At 29.5% G+C, this 17736-nt stretch carries 17 protein-coding genes; all 17 read right to left on the bottom strand.

The features are described 5' to 3' along the window. Positions 1–96 precede the first annotated feature (96 nt). Positions 97–1053 (bottom strand): glycosyltransferase family 2 protein, encoded by a 957-nt coding sequence (locus DFQ10_RS17885; protein WP_115818821.1) that lies wholly within the window; start codon positions 1051–1053, stop codon positions 97–99. After that, positions 1054–2136, bottom strand: coding sequence for a glycosyltransferase family 2 protein (locus DFQ10_RS17880; RefSeq protein WP_115818820.1), 1083 nt, complete (start codon positions 2134–2136; stop codon positions 1054–1056). Between the two features lie 4 nt (positions 2137–2140). Then, positions 2141–3121 (bottom strand): glycosyltransferase family 2 protein, encoded by a 981-nt coding sequence (locus DFQ10_RS17875; protein WP_115818819.1) that lies wholly within the window; start codon positions 3119–3121, stop codon positions 2141–2143. Positions 3122–3299: 178 nt separating this feature from the next. Beyond that, on the bottom strand, positions 3300–4019 hold the full coding sequence (locus DFQ10_RS17870) for a DUF1796 family putative cysteine peptidase (protein WP_181897666.1): 720 nt from the start codon (positions 4017–4019) through the stop codon (positions 3300–3302). 23 nt (positions 4020–4042) lie between these two features. Further along, the gene (locus DFQ10_RS17865) at positions 4043–4693 is read right to left on the bottom strand and encodes an acetyltransferase (RefSeq protein WP_115818817.1); all 651 of its coding nucleotides are present in this window, start codon (positions 4691–4693) and stop codon (positions 4043–4045) included. Beyond that, positions 4690–5763, bottom strand: a complete 1074-nt coding sequence (locus tag DFQ10_RS17860; RefSeq protein ID WP_115818816.1) for a DegT/DnrJ/EryC1/StrS family aminotransferase — start codon at positions 5761–5763, stop codon at positions 4690–4692. Before DFQ10_RS17860 ends, DFQ10_RS17865 begins: the two co-directional genes overlap by 4 nt. A 191-nt stretch (positions 5764–5954) precedes the next feature. Continuing rightward, entirely contained in the window at positions 5955–7178 is a 1224-nt protein-coding gene (locus DFQ10_RS17855) for a TDP-N-acetylfucosamine:lipid II N-acetylfucosaminyltransferase (protein ID WP_115818815.1), read from the bottom strand. Between the two features lie 73 nt (positions 7179–7251). Next, complete coding sequence (locus DFQ10_RS17850) at positions 7252–8034, bottom strand: sulfotransferase domain-containing protein (protein WP_115818814.1); 783 nt, start codon at positions 8032–8034, stop codon at positions 7252–7254. A gap of 2 nt (positions 8035–8036) precedes the next feature. Beyond that, positions 8037–9326, bottom strand: a complete 1290-nt coding sequence (locus tag DFQ10_RS17845) for an ABC transporter ATP-binding protein (RefSeq protein ID WP_115818813.1) — start codon at positions 9324–9326, stop codon at positions 8037–8039. Next, positions 9326–10198, bottom strand: a complete 873-nt coding sequence (locus DFQ10_RS17840; protein WP_115818812.1) for an ABC transporter permease — start codon at positions 10196–10198, stop codon at positions 9326–9328. The genes DFQ10_RS17845 and DFQ10_RS17840 overlap by 1 nt, the downstream gene beginning before the upstream one ends. A 100-nt stretch (positions 10199–10298) precedes the next feature. Then, positions 10299–11918 carry a hypothetical protein gene (locus DFQ10_RS17835; RefSeq protein WP_115818811.1) on the bottom strand — a complete coding sequence of 540 codons (1620 nt, stop codon included), beginning with the start codon at positions 11916–11918 and terminating at the stop codon, positions 10299–10301. After that, positions 11908–13047 carry a dTDP-4-amino-4,6-dideoxygalactose transaminase gene (rffA, locus tag DFQ10_RS17830; RefSeq protein WP_115818810.1) on the bottom strand — a complete coding sequence of 380 codons (1140 nt, stop codon included), beginning with the start codon at positions 13045–13047 and terminating at the stop codon, positions 11908–11910. Before rffA ends, DFQ10_RS17835 begins: the two co-directional genes overlap by 11 nt. Next, complete coding sequence (locus DFQ10_RS17825; protein WP_147299247.1) at positions 13040–13837, bottom strand: acyltransferase; 798 nt, start codon at positions 13835–13837, stop codon at positions 13040–13042. Before DFQ10_RS17825 ends, rffA begins: the two co-directional genes overlap by 8 nt. Continuing rightward, positions 13827–14768: a glycosyltransferase family 2 protein gene (locus DFQ10_RS17820; protein ID WP_115818808.1), complete on the bottom strand. Its 942-nt coding sequence runs from the start codon at positions 14766–14768 to the stop codon at positions 13827–13829. The genes DFQ10_RS17825 and DFQ10_RS17820 overlap by 11 nt, the downstream gene beginning before the upstream one ends. A gap of 94 nt (positions 14769–14862) precedes the next feature. Then, positions 14863–15840, bottom strand: a complete 978-nt coding sequence (locus DFQ10_RS17815; protein ID WP_115818807.1) for an SDR family oxidoreductase — start codon at positions 15838–15840, stop codon at positions 14863–14865. Beyond that, the gene (locus DFQ10_RS17810) at positions 15840–17135 is read right to left on the bottom strand and encodes a nucleotide sugar dehydrogenase (RefSeq protein WP_115818806.1); all 1296 of its coding nucleotides are present in this window, start codon (positions 17133–17135) and stop codon (positions 15840–15842) included. Before DFQ10_RS17810 ends, DFQ10_RS17815 begins: the two co-directional genes overlap by 1 nt. Further along, the gene (locus DFQ10_RS17805) at positions 17132–17722 is read right to left on the bottom strand and encodes a sugar transferase (protein WP_245940770.1); all 591 of its coding nucleotides are present in this window, start codon (positions 17720–17722) and stop codon (positions 17132–17134) included. The genes DFQ10_RS17810 and DFQ10_RS17805 overlap by 4 nt, the downstream gene beginning before the upstream one ends. Between the last annotated feature and the right edge of the window lie 14 nt (positions 17723–17736).

Genomic DNA, 17736 nt, shown 5'->3' with positions numbered 1-17736 from the left:
TCTAAAAAGAAATAAGTTTTTGTTTTATAAATCATAAACATAGTTTTCAAAATAAAAATTCAAGAATAAATATTGAATATTATTTAGGAATATTTTTTATCTTCTTATAAGGCATTTTCTATAAATCTGATAAAACGGATTATATTTTATGTGAGAGAGCTTACTATTTATATAAAGACTTAATGGATTAAATAAAAATTTTGACAATTTTAAATTCTTTAATTTTTCATTTTCCATAAACGGTTTTATGTCCACTCCCGATTGTTGCAACTTAAGTAAATCGCTTTGTAACTGTACAGCTAATAGTTCCATTGCCTCAAGATTTTCTCTTACAATATCATCTGCAAAAAGGTTTTGTTTTAATTCAAAATATCTATTTAGTGCTCCATTTTCATTTTCATTAGATTTAGATATGGTAGATTGTTCATGTCTAAAATAATGAAAGTAGGCCTTATCGTAAAAATAGCCTTTAGACAGTAATCCCATTCTTATAAATAAAAAAGCATCTTCGCCTGTATAAGCAGTATGAAAACTCCCTAACTGCTCAACAACAGCTTTCTTAGCAATTAAAGAACCAGGACCTTGAAGCAAGAAAAAATTCTGCAACCACAATAATCCCAAAGTTGGCGGATTATTAATGCCTTCCTTAATTCCTGTAATTGGATTTTTTAGATTACGTCCATCATCGTAAAACCGCTCTGAACGACAAAACACAAAATCAACATCGTGATTTTCTAAAATCGAAAAATCATATGCAAATTTCTCAGGAAGAATGATATCATCACAATCTAAAAAAGCTAAAAACTCACCCTTTGCCTTTTTTATTCCTGTATTTCTAGCATGTCCTGCACCTTGTTTTTCTTCAAATAAAATTAAAAAATCAAACGTGACGTTTTGAAGTGCCTTTTCCAATTCTATTACTGAATTATCTGTAGAATTATTATCTATAAATACACATTCAAAATCCGTAAAAGTAAACGCATTAATACTTTTAATGAGCTTTTCAAAATAAGACACACCGTTATAAATAGGAATAATGATAGATAACTTCATTTATACTATATTAATTCGTAATTCTAAAGAAGCAGAATCTACTAGAAGATGAAAATCTAAATCGTTATAAAGTAAAAATTTCAATACTAGATCGTTTACTTCTTTTAAAGAGTATTCTTCCTTAATTTTTAAATCACTATTTCTAATCGTCCATAAACGATATAAAACAGATTTAAAATTAATGTTTTTATCAGGAACAAACTCAACGAATTTAAAACACCAAGTTCCCTTATTTAAAGTTTTTAATTCATAAAACAAAAAGAAGTCTACATCTGTTTTATAAGATGTTATGGTTCTTGAAACTGGAGTATTAACAAGTGTATTATAACGTTCTTCATCAATTATTTCACCCCAATTTTTATCTAGATTGACTTTTATAGTTTTTGCATTTTCATTTAATTTTCTTTTTTTATCATTATGAAATCTTACTTGATTATAGCTTAATTCTTTGCTTAATAATTTATGCTTTAATTCCTTAAAAGGTTTATGATATTGATGATAAACAAGCGTGTTTTCATTATAAAAATTCATCTCCAAACCATAAAACATCAAACGGCTAATTACATCTTCATCTTCAGATCCCCAACAATTAAAAAATTCATCGAATCCATTAATTGCAAATAAAGCCTCTTTAGGATATAAACTAATTCCTTTAGCTCTTTGATTACTATAGCTTTCTGGTACTAACTCATTTTTATCGTAGGTTTCATTTTTTGACAAATATCCTACTTTAAAAAAAGTCACCTTAATTGGGTCAGTCAAACTTTTTAGCAGTCCGTTAAAAGAGGAATGAAAAATCATATCAATATCTGCAGATAAAACATAATCTGTTTGTGCTTGTTTAATGCCAATATTTAATGCTTTAGACCGATTCCATGGTTTACCGTTACTATACGAGTAAATATATTTAACAAAAGAATATTTAAGTAATAAGTGTTGTACTTCACTAGCGGTTTCTGGAGTAGAACCGTAATCCACAAAAACGACTTCTAATTCCTTATCGTTTTGCTCAGCCAAAGAATCTAAGGATTTCTTGACACGTTCAACTTCTCTATTTCTAAATGGATATATGTATGTAATCAATGTCTTAAATCTTTATCTTTAAAAATGAATATCCTTTTTTTAAAGTTAGGTATAAAAATGAGCCTGTTAATAATTTAAAAAACACGCTTATACGCTTAAAAAAAGATAACTTTATTTCTGAAATATGGTTTAATAAAAAAGGAAAAACAATCATTGCTTTTTTTAAAGATCTAGTGTAAACCACTTGGCTATATATCTCTAACAAATGATTATACACTAATCTTTTAGTCTCTATATCTATTCTGTTGCCAAAACGTTTAAAAATTTCATCTTTTACGTAAAGATTAGATCTTAATTTTTGTTCGTTTTCTACTAAAGAATTTGACATATTTCCGGCATGACAATATACTTTCACTAAAGCCTTTTCTGTAAAACTATAATTTTCTGAAATCGCCAATACTCTCATATGAAAATCATAGTCTTGGGACTGTTTTAAGTCTTCATTAAATTTTAGATTATACTTCTCCAAAAAGGAACGTTTCCACAATGGTGCCTGAGTTAACCAAAATATTTTAAAGCCTATGTAATCTTGAAAAATCTGATTAGAAACAATATGGCTTGCCCTCAAACCTAATTCTTTATCATTATTAATATCGTACAACATGGTTTGGCAAATGTTATAATCAAAGGTTGTTTGGTGTAAAAGTGATAATTGTACTTCAAGTTTATTGCTCTCCATGAGATCATCATCATCAAACCAATTTATATACTCACCTTTACTTATAGATAATCCATAATTACGAGCACCATTTCCGCCAATTAAATATGTGTCTGGTCTTTTATAGTATTGAAACCTACTGTCTTTATCAATGTATGAGTTGAGTAATTTTTCAGTATCAACCGTACTCCCATCATCCACAACAATACATTCCCAGTTTTCATAGGTTTGAGCTAACACAGAATCTAGTGTTTTTCCTATTAATTGGGCACGATTATATGTGGGAATAATAATAGAAACTAAGGGCTGACTATTCACTACACTCATTACGGGTTAAAAATAATAAAATCAAGAAGATATTTTAGCATTAATGCTAATTAAAGGACTAATATACAAAGTCAAATCACAAAGGTCATAAAACTCAGAAAATATAAGGTGTTATAAATAAACCGTTTTTAGAAAAAGAGAATATCAAAGTTGACTTTAATATTTTTAATAAGTAAAACTACTTTATTTCTTTTATCATTTTCCTAATTAAATCATCATCTGTTCTTGCCCATAAAAGATCTGGATCGTCACCTCCCCATATATTTAAAGCCTTAAAAACATAACCTCTTATATTATTTGCATCGTGAACCTTAATGATACTTCTATCCGCCTCGTTTGAAATAATATCTTGAGTAAATAATATGAACTCACATTTTATGTTTCTCTTTTGATAATAAGCTAAGAACTCACTTGCTTTTTTTATAATTTTATTTAAGTCCTTATTCGCATTATCCCTATAATGATATAGAAACTTTAATTTTTTGCGCTTATTTAAAGACGACATTCTCAAAGCTTTCCTTTCGTAACTATTTTTGTGAGCATCATTATTTATGACATCATGATGAGTAAACTCGAAACCATTTTGATGAAGTTCTAAATATATATTTTCCGATTCTGAATAATACTTATTTCTAACGACTTTAGTTTCTCCAACATGATCATGATATAGATATTTAAGACTCAAAAGGTTCTTATAACCTTCACTTTCCAGTTTTATGGCATAATCTAAGTTACTTCGACCGTGAGAATATGGTGTGCTAAAACTTTTTAAGCTATGTCTATCTAAAATATTATCGGTTAAACAATTTTCACCTATGGAAATGTAAGAGGTACTACTTGTCACCTGCTTAAAATCTTTGTAGAGCCTTTTTAGTTTTTTCTTAAATAGTTTTTTCAAGGTTATATATTAATGTTGAATCATTATTTATTCTCGCCTTTTGAAATAATTTTACCAGGAACACCTACAACAGTGCAATTATCTGGTATATTTTTTATTACAACAGTTCCTGCTCCAACTATTACATTTTCACCTATTTCAATATTTGGTATTATTACAGCACTTGTACCAATACTACTTCCTTTTCCTATAACACAACGTCCTGATATATTTACGTTTGGCGAAATTTCAACATAATCCCCTAGTTCGCAATCGTGTCCAATAGTTGTATTTAAATTTAACAAACAGCCTTTTCCAATTTTAATACTATTTGTAATAATAACTCCAGACATAACAGAAGTACCTTTTCCAATTGTAACATCAAAGCTGCCTATTTCACAACTCTTAGAGTATACAGTTACTGGCTTAGCACCTAACGTTATAAATTGTTGGTATAATTTTTCTCTATAAGCAGGTTGCCCTAATCCTAATACGAATGATTTATCTTCGGATTTTGATAAATAGGTTTTTACTTCTTCAAAAGATCTTAAAATTTCAAATCTATCATATACCTTAAATGGAAGATCTTCACTTACATTATCAAAAAAAACAATGTTTTCATCTAGTAGTCCCATATCTACAGATAGGACTTGTAAAATTTCTTTAGCAAAACCTTTTGCTCCAACTACTATCATATTAACGACTCTTTTATAATATCAACAATTTGTTTTAAATACTTTTGTTCCAACCCAACATAGAGAGGCAGGCATAAAACTCTAGACGAAATTGACTCTGAAACCTCCATGGTATGCTTTTCAACATACGGTAATGTATTTAACGAAGGATAAAAATAACGTCTAGGAAAAATAGATACTGATTCTAAAGCTTGTTTAACTTTCAACAACTGATTTTCATCCTTAAAAATCACAGGATAATAACTGTAATTCCATGAGGTATATTCTCTTATTTTCATCAACTGTAAACCACTATTTATAAATGCATTATTATATGCATCAACTACTTTCTTTCGTTCTTCCAGTATCGTATTCATATACGGAAATACAGCCAAACCCATAGCAGCTTGAGGCTCGCTCATTTTAGCATTTACACCTTGGCTATGAAAATTTTCAGGTCCATCATGTCCAAAATTATGATGAGAATACATCGTTTCAAAATAATTAGGCTTACAAAACAAAGCTCCGCCTTCACCTGTATGAAACAATTTAGTGGCATGAAAACTACATGTACTAACATCTCCATAGTTAAAAATAGATACTCCTTTATAAGTTACTCCAAAACAATGAGCAGCATCATAAATAACTTTTAAGTTGTGCTTTTTCGCTATGGATTCTATTGCTTCAATATCGCAAGGGTTTCCAAATACATGGGTTGCTAATATCGCTGAAGTTCTTGGTGTTATAGCTGCTTCTATTTTAGTTTCATCAATAGTTAAGTATTCTGAGTGTATATCTACAAAAACGGGTGTGCAGCCTTCCCAGACAATACTACTAGTAGTCGCTACATAACTAAAAGGAGTTGTAACTATTTCCCCTTTTAAACCAAGAGCTTTTATGGCAATTTGCAATGGCAAAGTACCATTTGTCATCGCTATAATATTAGTTGTACCTAGATAAGTTTGTAATTTAGCTTCTAGCTCTCGAACCAAAACTCCTCTATTAGTCATCCAACCAGTATTCCATGCTCTACTTAATACTGCTTCATACTCTTTTTGAGGTGGTAAAAAAGTTTTAGTTACATTTATCATAAAAGTATGGAATCGCTAAGTTTTATTTTTCGGACTAAAGTAATTATAGGACTAATATACAAAGTGCCTTGGAAAACTATCTCAAAATAAATAAAAAAAGGAATTTATATTTTAAAATTAAGTAGAAAACAAACCTCTAAAACATTTATTGCGATTTAAACTTTTGAAAAATTACCTATTAAATTTTTAACTTAAGAATTCGAAGCTTTCAATACAATATCTGTAAGTACTTCTACCTTTTTTTGTACTGCGTCTAAAGCGTATTTCTCCATCAAAATCTTTCTATTTTCATACATTTCGTCTGCCGTTAATTCTACTTTTATACTTTTATTAGAAAATGATTTATTTTCAAAAATAGACATCCCAACACTTTTGTAATAAGAATAAGCTGGACTGTTTTTATTTAAATATATCTTAGCCCCTAAATAACCAGCAATTATTATATTCCCAACGCCTTGTTGTCTAATGTGATTAAAGATAACTGTGCCACAACTCAATAAAATTTCATTATACTTTTCTATAGTCATAAATGCTTTTAGTGGCACAAAATTTTCACCTAATTCTTTTTCCCCAATCTTAATTATATGGTTGATGTAGTCTATATCACCACCATAACTTAAAGGTACATACACTTTTCTTTTACCTAAGTTTATCTTTCCTAGATGCTTTAATACATCAATATGGTTGTTAGCAGGATCAGCAGAATTACCTACTAAGATATGTTGCTGATTCAACACATTTTTATTTAGATTTTCTCCTAATAAGTCTTCAATACACCCATATGTAAAAGGAGCATATTCAGCCTTTACATTCATTTTTTTAATAGTTTCATACTCATTAGGTAAAACAGGAACAACAATATTCATTTTCTGTATGACCCGATAATAATTGGTATTGAAATTATTTTCTAAAATTTGTTGTATAAAACTTGGAAACCTTAATGGTCCTTTTAATGATTTTAGATATAATGAAAAAGTTATTTGATTAAATAGAAAAAGGTTTTTAAATTTTAAACTAAAAGACTCTTTTTGTAAGATTTGCTTTGTCGCTTTTGTGTAATTATTTTTTTTTAAAATTCCCCAACTATTATATAAATCATATCCCCAAATAAACCATACTTTGATTATTGCATCATTCAAATTATCCGCAATTTGAATTTTAAAATCATCTAAAGAGTGAAAAAACACACCTTTGTTTTCACTGGTATTAATACGATCTGCAAATACTAATAAATCTCTATTATTTTTTAAAACAACAGGCTCAACTAACAAAGACTTTACGTATTTAAACTCAGTATTTTTATTTGTGATTACAAGGTAAACAGATTGTTCTGGTATGATTCTTTCTAATAATTTTATTGTAGGGTCAATAAATTTATCGTCATTAAAAATATGTATGAATTTATTTTTAAGCATCAATATAAAATAACTTTAATACTATTAATATAAAAACAAATCATTAAAAGAATATTGTAAACAATCTTATAAGCTAGACAAAACATTGCTCCAAACTTCTTTTTTTCTCATCACAAATTGAAAGGATGACTTGAAAATTATGTTCTCCAAAAAACAATTTCAAATCTACATTTGAATTACCTCTTGGCTGAAAATCTTTATTTATAATATCACTTATATCATTCTTTTTAGGTAATTGCAGCTCACTACAAAGATTATCTATAAACTTAATTTTATCTTTTTTAAAAATATCGTAATTAACAAACAATGCGTTACTATTATAAATATAATCGTCCTGAGAATAAACTTTTAACCATAGATTTGCTAGCTTCTCAATGTAATTTGTGCCGTCTCCAAATATGTATCTCCAATTTACATCAACACTATCAATATCTATATTTATCTTATCACCAGGAATATCTAATCTATTTAAGATTGATCTAATTACATCATGAGGATCTCTATAAATAAAGATATATTTTTCCAAATTAAAATAATCTTCTATAAAATTTATTAATTGAGAAGCCGAAGGTTCCTTGATTATTTGATTAGAAAAGTCATCAGGGTTAGCGTTAATGTGTTTAATAAAATCAAGTCTTCCTTCTAGGATATCTTTAAAGTAAGGATTCCACAACATTTCAGTATCCAAGGTAACTGAAAGTCCTGATCGATGACTTAGTAAGCCTGCAATAGCTGTAGTTCCAGATTTTTGCATACCAAAAACCCAAATTGCATTTTTATTAGGTTTTTTCTTTTTTTTAAAAAGAACAGACCCTATTTTAAATATTCTTCTTTTTATTCTCTTTAATAATCTCATTATTATAGTTTGAATTCACCAGGTAAGATTGCAAAATTCCCAGGCCTGTTTATTATGCCATCTGACCATAATTTACCAGGTAACACCTGCAAAGTAGCAGCATTTTCAATAGTATCTAAATGGCTTTCTCGGTTAGTCCCAATACCGGTTTGCACCCTCAAATCGTAAATCCCTGACCTAATAAATAAATTAGGAATTTCTAATGTTATTTCATTTTTATTAGAAAAATCAGACAGATTACTACCCATTTCATCACTCAAATAACTTAACACAATTTGTTCTTGGTCGTCTTTAAAGTTAATTCCAATGAAAAAACGTTCAAAATCAATATCTAAATTATTTTTTTCAAATGTCAGATTCACCTTTACATATTCTCCAGATATAACTTGATTGACACTCTTATTTTGCTTGTTTAAAAAATTAATATCAGTTAATCTAATTTTTCCATTTCCAGTTCTATCTGTCCGACTACTTAAAGCAATTGCATTTAAAACTTTCCCTTTACTTAGATAAAAATCAACAGCTTCTTCTGTATCTCCCTCAAAAACTGTTGTACCATTTTCTAATACAATAGCTCGTGTGCACAAACTTTTTACTGCAGCCATATTATGACTAACAAATAAGACTGTTCGCCCTTCTCCCTTACTAATATCTTGCATCTTCCCAATAGCCTTTTTCTGAAACTCTGCATCTCCTACGGCTAAGACTTCATCAATCACTAAAATATCTGGTTCTAAATGTGCTGCAACAGCAAAAGCTAAGCGGACTTTCATACCAGAACTATATCTTTTAACTGGTGTATCTACATATCTTATGCAACCTGAAAAATCAATAATTTCATCTATTTTACTACTTATTTCGGCTTTAGTCATTCCTAAAATAGCGCCATTCAAATAAATATTTTCTCTACCTGTCATTTCGGGATGAAAACCGGTTCCAACTTCTAATAATGATGCTATTCTACCTCTAGTTTTAATTTCACCAGTTGATGGGCCTGTAACTCGAGATAAAATTTTCAATAGTGTAGACTTACCTGCGCCATTTTTTCCAATGATACCTAATACTTCGCCTCGTTTGACTTCAAAATTAATATCTTTAATAGCCCAAACATAATCAGAGTTTCCTTTTTCACTTCTATCATTGGTTTCACCAATTTTTAGATATGGATCTTCTTTTCCTATCGTTTTATTCCACCAACGATTAAGATCATGGCTAATTGTGCCTGTACCTACAAGTCCTAATCGGTATTGCTTACCTACGTTGTCTACTTTTAATATTATATCCGAACTCATTATATAGTATCAATAAAGCTTTTTTCTGTTTTATTAAAAATAACTAATCCTATTAAAAAAATAAGACAACTTGTTATAACTGTATATATTAGTTTATTGACCTCTAAAGTACCAGATCCAAAAGACATCGTTCTAAATGATTCTATTATTATGGCAATAGGATTCCATTCTATTAACCAATAATAATTTGGCAGTTTATCCTTAAAATAAGACATAGGATAAACAACTGCTGAGCCATACATTAATAATTGTACACCAAATTGAATTAAAAAAGTAAGATCTCTATATTTTGTTGTCATTGAAGATATTATCATTCCAAAACCCAACCCTAATAATGCCATTAAAAAGATTAAAAGTGGTAAAATAATTAAACTCAATTGCGGAAAAGCAGCACTTGCTTTATTTGTAAAATAAATAAAATAGATATAGAACGCTACAAAAACAATAAGTTGGATACCAAATTTTAACAAATTTGATACAACAACAGACATTGGCATTATAACTCTTGGGAAATAAACCTTACCAAAAATATTTTCGTTTTTTTTGAAGGTATCACTTGTACCAATTAGACATTCTTTAAAATAATTCCAAGATGTTATTCCAGCAAGATTAAACAGAAAATTAGGCACACCTTCACCTGTAGGAATATCTGCCAAATTATTAAAAATTAATGTAAATATTAATGCCGTAAATAATGGTTGTATTAAATACCAAAGTGGTCCTAATACGGTTTGCTTGTATAATGTAACAATATCTCTTTTTACAAATAAAAAAAGTAAATCTCTATATTGCCAAATCTCCTTAAAGTTAAAATCAATGAGTTTCCTTTTAGAAGAAATAACGTATAACCAATGCTCTTCAGCAGTTTTCAATTGAATAGTGTTTTATTGCGCTAATATAAGAAATGAAACAAAGGAAATAAACAATATTCCAATGCATTTTGAATAGAAATAATTTAATTAGAATAAACTATTACTTTTTTAAAATTCCCCAATACGCACCCTGTTGCTCAAATTTTGTCAGATATACACCTTTTAGCTTCGTAATAATATTAGAATAGGACGAATAGATAATAATACAATTACCCTCTTGTCTATACTTAGCCATTGTTTCTAAATTGAATAATTCAGTTTTATTATTAAACACATCTACAAACACAGTATCTTTCTTACTAGTAAATTTACGACGCATATATAGTTTATCGGTTGAGCTATATGGTATTTGCATCTGTAAATTCTTTTCGCTTAGCTTAGTAAAAATATAAGCATGATCTACATCTTGCAAAATATTACACTTATTTTCTAGTGCATATTTAACAGCCTTTTCTCGCTCATTACTGTTACTTTCTATAAATTGAGACCAATCCTTAAGAAAAACCCCACCAAAACCGTATAATGGACGTGGTCCTTCTGGTGTTGGCAAGGCCATACCAGATCCAAAAACAATTTTTACGTCTTCAATTTTTGTGGATTTATCTGGATTAAAACTATGTAAATCACCAGAATTTGAATTTTTTATTTTTATTTCAAATCCTGGTCCCCAAGCCGAATTACTTTGTAATTGAAGTCCAAAAATCCAAGGTAAAAAAATAGTACAAGCGATTATAATTTTAAAAACCTTTCGCTTTATACTTAGGAAACCATAAAACTGTATAAATACTATAGGAATAAGTATACATATAAGATATTTGTAAAAAGGATATATTCCTAATAAGGAATATGGTATCAATGCTATTAACAAAAGTAATAAAGGCATAAATCTTTTGTCTATAAAACAATTAATGATTCCAAGTATAAAAAGCACCAAAAATGCTGGAGTTATAAACGGTATAGCAGAAGCTGCCATTGCTAATAAAGAATAATCACTTTCTTCTAAATAACTTGATCCATATTTATATACATCAATAATATCAAAAATTGAATAACCTGAAATTTGAATAAATCCTATAACAGAGATTATAAATAGCGGAAAGATTAAGAAGCTTTTCTTAAATTGATTAAGAATACTTAGATCTTTAGTATTGTTATTTATATCTAATAAATAAATTCCGAATAAGACAAACAAATAAAAACCATTATTCCACCTAAAACTAACGCCAAAACCAAATAGCAAAACAGACAGCACCAAATATAAATAGCGCTTAGAATTCAGGTATTTATTAAAGAGAATATGTGCTAGTAAAATTAAAGCAAAAGAGATATTAGCCGGATTTATTAGCAAACTATTAAACAATATATCTGGTATGATAAACGGTAATACAAATAAGAAAAAAGTTAAATGCTCTTCATGTTTAAGAAACTTATCCTTTAATAAATAAGCCAAAAAGAAGAGAACAAAAAAACCCGATAAAAAAGAAGCTATTACACTTACATACCTTAATGTTCCTTCATTTTGAGATGGTACTAAAGACAACATCGTATCGATCATACTATGGTAAGGAGAATAAACAGGTTGTAAATTTGAATCTCTACCTAATGTATGATGCAATATAGTAGAGGCATCATCACCTTCTACATAGTTAAAATTTAAAGCGGTTAATGCTAAAATAAAAAACAGAAGAACATAAAAAAAATAAGCATATTTAACTTTCATAAAATGCCTTTATTTCAATTACTATTTCTTTTATAGTTTCATCATCTAACTCAAAAAACAAAGGTAATCTTAGTAATCGATCCGTAAACATATCACTATTAATTAAGACTCTATTATCATGTTTAGATTTATAAAATACGCTTTTATGCAAACTTAAATAATGAAAAACCGCATGTATGTTTTTTGCTTTTAAGAATGAAATTAATTCTGAACGTTCTTTAAAAGAATTACATAACACAAAAAATAGATGTCCATTGTTAGTAGTATCATTTGGTAATTTGGGTAATTTTATTTTACCATCTACTTCTAATGGTAATAATCCTTGATAATATTGATTCCAAATATTTTTCCGTCGAGATTGTATTTTTTCAATATTTTCTAATTGAGCCCATAAAAAAGCTGCAATAACTTCTGATGGCAAAAAGGAAGAGCCTATATCTACCCAACCATACTTATCTACTTCTCCTCTAAAAAAAGAAGATCTATTGGTGCCTTTTTCCCATATAATTTCAGCTCTATCAACAAATTGATTATCATTTATAGCTAATAATCCACCTTCACCAGAAATTATATTTTTTGTTTCATGAAACGAAAACGTTGCTAAATGACCAATACTTCCTAAAGCTTTTCCTTTATAATAAGAATCTATAGCTTGCGCAGCATCTTCTACCACAAAAATATTGTTCTGCTTTGCCAAACGCATAATGGTATCCATTTCGCAAGCCACTCCACCATAATGAACCACAACTATCGCTTTAGTTTTGTTGGTTATTAAAGCTTCAAGTTTGGTTTCGTCAATATTTGGATAATCTGGTTTAGAATCTGCAAAGACAATTTTAGCTCCTCGTAAAACAAATGCATTAGCTGTAGATACAAACGTATAAGAAGGCATAATAACCTCATCTCCTTCATTAATATTTAATAAAATAGCACACATTTCTAAAGCATCTGTACAAGATGTAGTTAGTAATGCTTTTTTTATTTGAAATGTATCTTCAAAAAAGGTTTGACATTTTTGCGTAAACATGCCATTCCCAGAAATCTTACCAGACGCAACGGCTTCTTCAATGTAAGTGGTTTCTTTTCCTGTGAGATAAGGTTTATTAAATGGAGTATATTTTTTAGTCATTTAAGGGAACAAATTTAGCTTTATCTGGCAATAAAAATTTCATGAAACTAACTTCGTCATCATTACCTGTTTTTGTGTACGTTCTATCTGTCACATTAAAATATGAAATATTCACATTATTGATATCGACCTCTTCACTACTTCTTATTATTCTAATATTGTCTGATTTCCCATCCCATTGTTTAATATAACTCATCATTTTATTAAACTTTTCGTCAACTGGAGTTTCATTAAATTGAAAGCCAATTTTATCCGAAATTGACTTGGCTGGAGAACCTGCATAAATTTCATTGAAATTCATGTCTTTTGTAACAACCGAACCTACTAAAGCCATAGATTTATCTTGTGCTACAATTGGAGAGACAATGCAATGACCAACAAACCAAACGTCATTTCCAATTATCATTTCTTTTTCAGACAGAAATCTACAACCCTCTAAAGTATCACCAAATTTTACATGACTCCAGATTTGAGAATGTGCACCAATACCACAATTATTGCCTATTGTTGTCCCTCCTATTGAATCTATAATTGTGTACTGGCCAATCCATGCATTATGACCAATTTTACAAGGCAAATATCCATGAACATTTGTATGATGTTGAATTTTAGAATAATCGCCAAGCGAAAAATCATCACAGATAATCTGTACATTTTCACCTATATAACAATTATCGCCAATAACAATTTTTTTTGCCTTTCCGTTTATTCCTGTAATTTTTGCAGAGGGTTCAATTATTGTATTTTTTCCAACAACTATTTGTTCTGAATTTATATTATTATACGTCATGTTTAATAATTTTATCAATAATAAATGGATTTCTGTTTTTTGATTGGTCAAATATTTTACCAATATAAATCCCTACAACACCTACTATTGTAATATTTATACCTGATAAAAACCAAATTGATACAATTAGCGAGCTATAGCCCAACACCGTTATTTTACCATTAAAATAAGCATAGATTGTATAAAGACCAAAAAGCATAGAAACTAGAGATATGATTAATCCTAATTTTACAACAAGCTTTAAAGGTTTATTAGAAAACGAAATTATAGTATTGAAGGCTAATTTTAAAAGTTTAGAAATTGTATACGAAGATTTTCCAGATTCTCTTTCCGCATGCTCTACTTCAATAGCTGTAGATTTAAACCCAACCCAACTTACAAAAAGTGGAAACGATTTTATATAATCGTTCATATTCAAAACCGATTTTATTACTTTAGAATTATATATTCCAAAATTAGCTACAGAATTATCATAATTGGTATCAGTAAGGTAACCATAGATAATTGAAAATAGTTTTGAGCTTAATCGCTTTAAAAAATTATCTTTTCGTTGGGTTCTTTTAGCTAAAACAATATCAAAACCTTCTAAAGCTTTCTCATATAATTTTTCTACTTCTTTTGGTTGGTCTTGCAAGTCGCAATCTAAAACCACAATCCACTCTGCTTCGGCTTGAGACAATCCAGCCAAAATAGCAGGATGCTGACCAAAATTTTTACTTAATCTTACCCCTTTAACATTTGAATTAATTGTTGATAGTTTTTCAATTACTTCCCAACTATTATCAGAGCTTCTATCGTCAACCAAAACAACCTCGTAGGCCTCACCAATAACTAACATTACTTTATCTATCTCGATAACTAATTTTTCGAGAATAAATTCAGCCATATAGACTGGTACAACAAATGAAATTTTTGTTTTTGCTACTTGCATATAAAAATTTAGCTACATCTTTTATGATTAATAAAATGATGTAGCTAAAATACATTTTTTACTCGAAGTAAGTAAACTAGAACTGATTCAAAATTTAATTAAAATAATCCCAAGTAATCTTTAAACCTTCTCTTACAGTATATTTTGGTTTATAGCCTAATAGATTTTGTGCTTTAGAGATATCCGCTAAAGAATCTCTAACATCACCTTGTCTATTTGGTCCATAAATGGCCTTTAATTCAGAGTTGGCAGCTATACGCAATGACTCCCATAAATAATTTATAGTAATGCGCTCACCACAAGCTACATTAAAGACTTCATTCTTTGCTTCTTTAGAGGCAAAAAATCCTTTTACATTGGCTTGAACCACATTGTCTATAAAGGTAAAATCTCTTGTTTGCTCACCATCACCATTAATTTTTGAAGGCTCGTTATCTTTAAGCGCTTGCATAAATAATGGAATTACAGCTGCATAAGCACCAGTAGGACTTTGTTTTGGTCCAAATACGTTGAAATAACGCAATCCAATAACATCAGTATCATAAGTAGTACCAAATACATCAGCATATAATTCGTTGACATATTTTGTGACCGCGTAAGGAGACAAAGGTTTCCCTATAGTATCTTCTACTTTTGGTAAAGCTTTACTATCTCCGTAAGTTGAACTAGACGCTGCATAAACCATACGTTTTACCGTTGGGCTATCCTTTAATGCAATCATCATGTTTAAAAATCCAGAAATATTAACTTCGTTAGTTGTTGCTGGATCATTAATAGAACGAGGAACAGAACCTAAAGCCGCTTGATGAGAGACATAATCAATGCCGTCCATAGCTTTTTTACATGTTTCTAAATCTCTAATATCACCTTCTAAAAGTTCGAAGGCTGGATTGTCCATAAACTCAGTTAAATTTTCGCGATGCCCATTAGAAAAGTTATCTAAAACTCTTACTTTTTTAGCATTATACTTTAATAAGTATTCTGTTAGGTTAGAGCCAATGAAGCCTCCACCACCTGTGATTAAAAAACTTAACTCAGATAGGTCTACTGTGTGATGCGGGTTTGAATACATTATAATCTTGCGTCTACGGCGTCTAAAGGAAGTAATGATTTTACATCGAAAACAACACCTGTTTGTGATTTTAATTTAGTGATATCTAATTTTAAGAATTCATTATGTGAAACAGCTAAAATAACAGCATCATAATCTGAACTTAAATCTCCAAAATCACTAATTAAGTCTAATTTATACTCGTGCTTTACTTCTTCTTTTGAAGCCCATGGATCGTAAACATCTACATTTACATGGTATGTTTCTAATTCTTCAATAATATCAATAACTCTAGAGTTTCTAATATCTGGACAGTTTTCTTTAAATGTGATTCCTAAAACTAAAGCTTTTGATCCTTTTATGGTTGCTCCCTTTTTAATCATCATTTTTACAGTTTCAGTAGCTACGTAGCTTCCCATACTGTCATTCATCTTACGACCAGCTAAAATAATTTCTGGATTATATCCAGACTCTATTGCTTTTTGAGCTAAATAATAAGGATCTACTCCAATACAGTGACCACCAACTAAACCTGGTGAGAATTTTAAGAAATTCCATTTGGTACCTGCTGCTTCTAAAACGTCTTTAGTATCAATATCTAATAATCTAAATATTTTAGATAATTCATTAACGAAAGCAATATTAATGTCTCGTTGAGAATTCTCAATAACTTTTGCAGCTTCAGCCACTTTTATTGAAGGTGCTAAATGCGTACCTGCTGTGATAACTTTTAAATATAAGTCGTTAACCTTCTTAGCTATTTCTGGTGTAGAACCAGAAGTTACTTTCAAAATTTTTGTTACAGTATGTTGTTTGTCACCTGGATTTATTCTTTCTGGAGAATAACCAGCAAAAAAGTCTTTATTATATGTTAATCCAGAAACTTCTGCTAAAATAGGCACACAAATATCTTCTGTGGCTCCAGGATATACTGTAGATTCGTATATAACAATATCATTTTTAGACATTGCTCGTCCTACTGTTTCACTAGCTTTTATTAAAGGAGTAAATACAGGCTTGTTTAGAGCATCTGTTGGTGTAGGAACTGTAATAATATAAATATTTGTAGTTGCTAATGCTTCTACATTATCTGTAATATATAACCCTGTACTTGCATTTAAGTCTGTAGTTAAAACGGATTTTAAATTATCGTTTTCAACCTCTAACGTTTTATCAAGGCCAGTATTTAATTCACTGATTCGTTGCTTGTTAATATCGAAACCAACTACAAAGAATTTCTTTGCAAATTCTACCGCAAGGGGTAAACCGACATAACCTAATCCTATGATTGCAATTTTATCTTCTGAATGTGTCATTTGTTTAAAGTAGATTTTAAAATGAGTGTCAAATCTAAGTAAAAACTATAATTCAGAACGTAATTTTTATTGATTTTTACCTTATCTACCCAAATAATCGTTCTATTGTATTGAATCGGGTCTTTTTGTCGTTCTAATACACGTTCTTCATCCCTATATTTTAGGGTTGCAGGACCAGTAATTCCAGGTTTTACTTTCAAAACAATTCTATCTTCTCCTTTTAATTCGTCTGCAAAACCCTGCAAATCAGGTCTCGGACCAACAAAACTCATGTCTCCAATCAGCACATTAAATAATTGAGGCAACTCATTTAGTTTAGATTGTCTTAAATATTTCCCTATCGTTGTAGCTCTTTGTTCTAAATTTCGTTGATGATGCTCCGTGTCCTTTAAAGTTCTGATCTTATATATTTTAAAAAGTTTACCATGCTGGCCAACACGATATTGAGAATATATACCATATCTTTTAGTGTCAATGGTTGCTATAATAATTAGTAACACTATAGGAATCAAAAAAATAGGCAAAATGAGCAATACTAAAAACACATCAAATACACGTTTTACTTGAAGCTGAGTTTTAGTAATCAAAATATAAGCTTTAT

The sequence above is a fragment of the Winogradskyella eximia genome (assembly GCF_003386165.1).
GTDB lineage: Bacteria > Bacteroidota > Bacteroidia > Flavobacteriales > Flavobacteriaceae > Winogradskyella > Winogradskyella eximia.
This window is presented reverse-complemented; position numbering and strand designations above follow the sequence as displayed.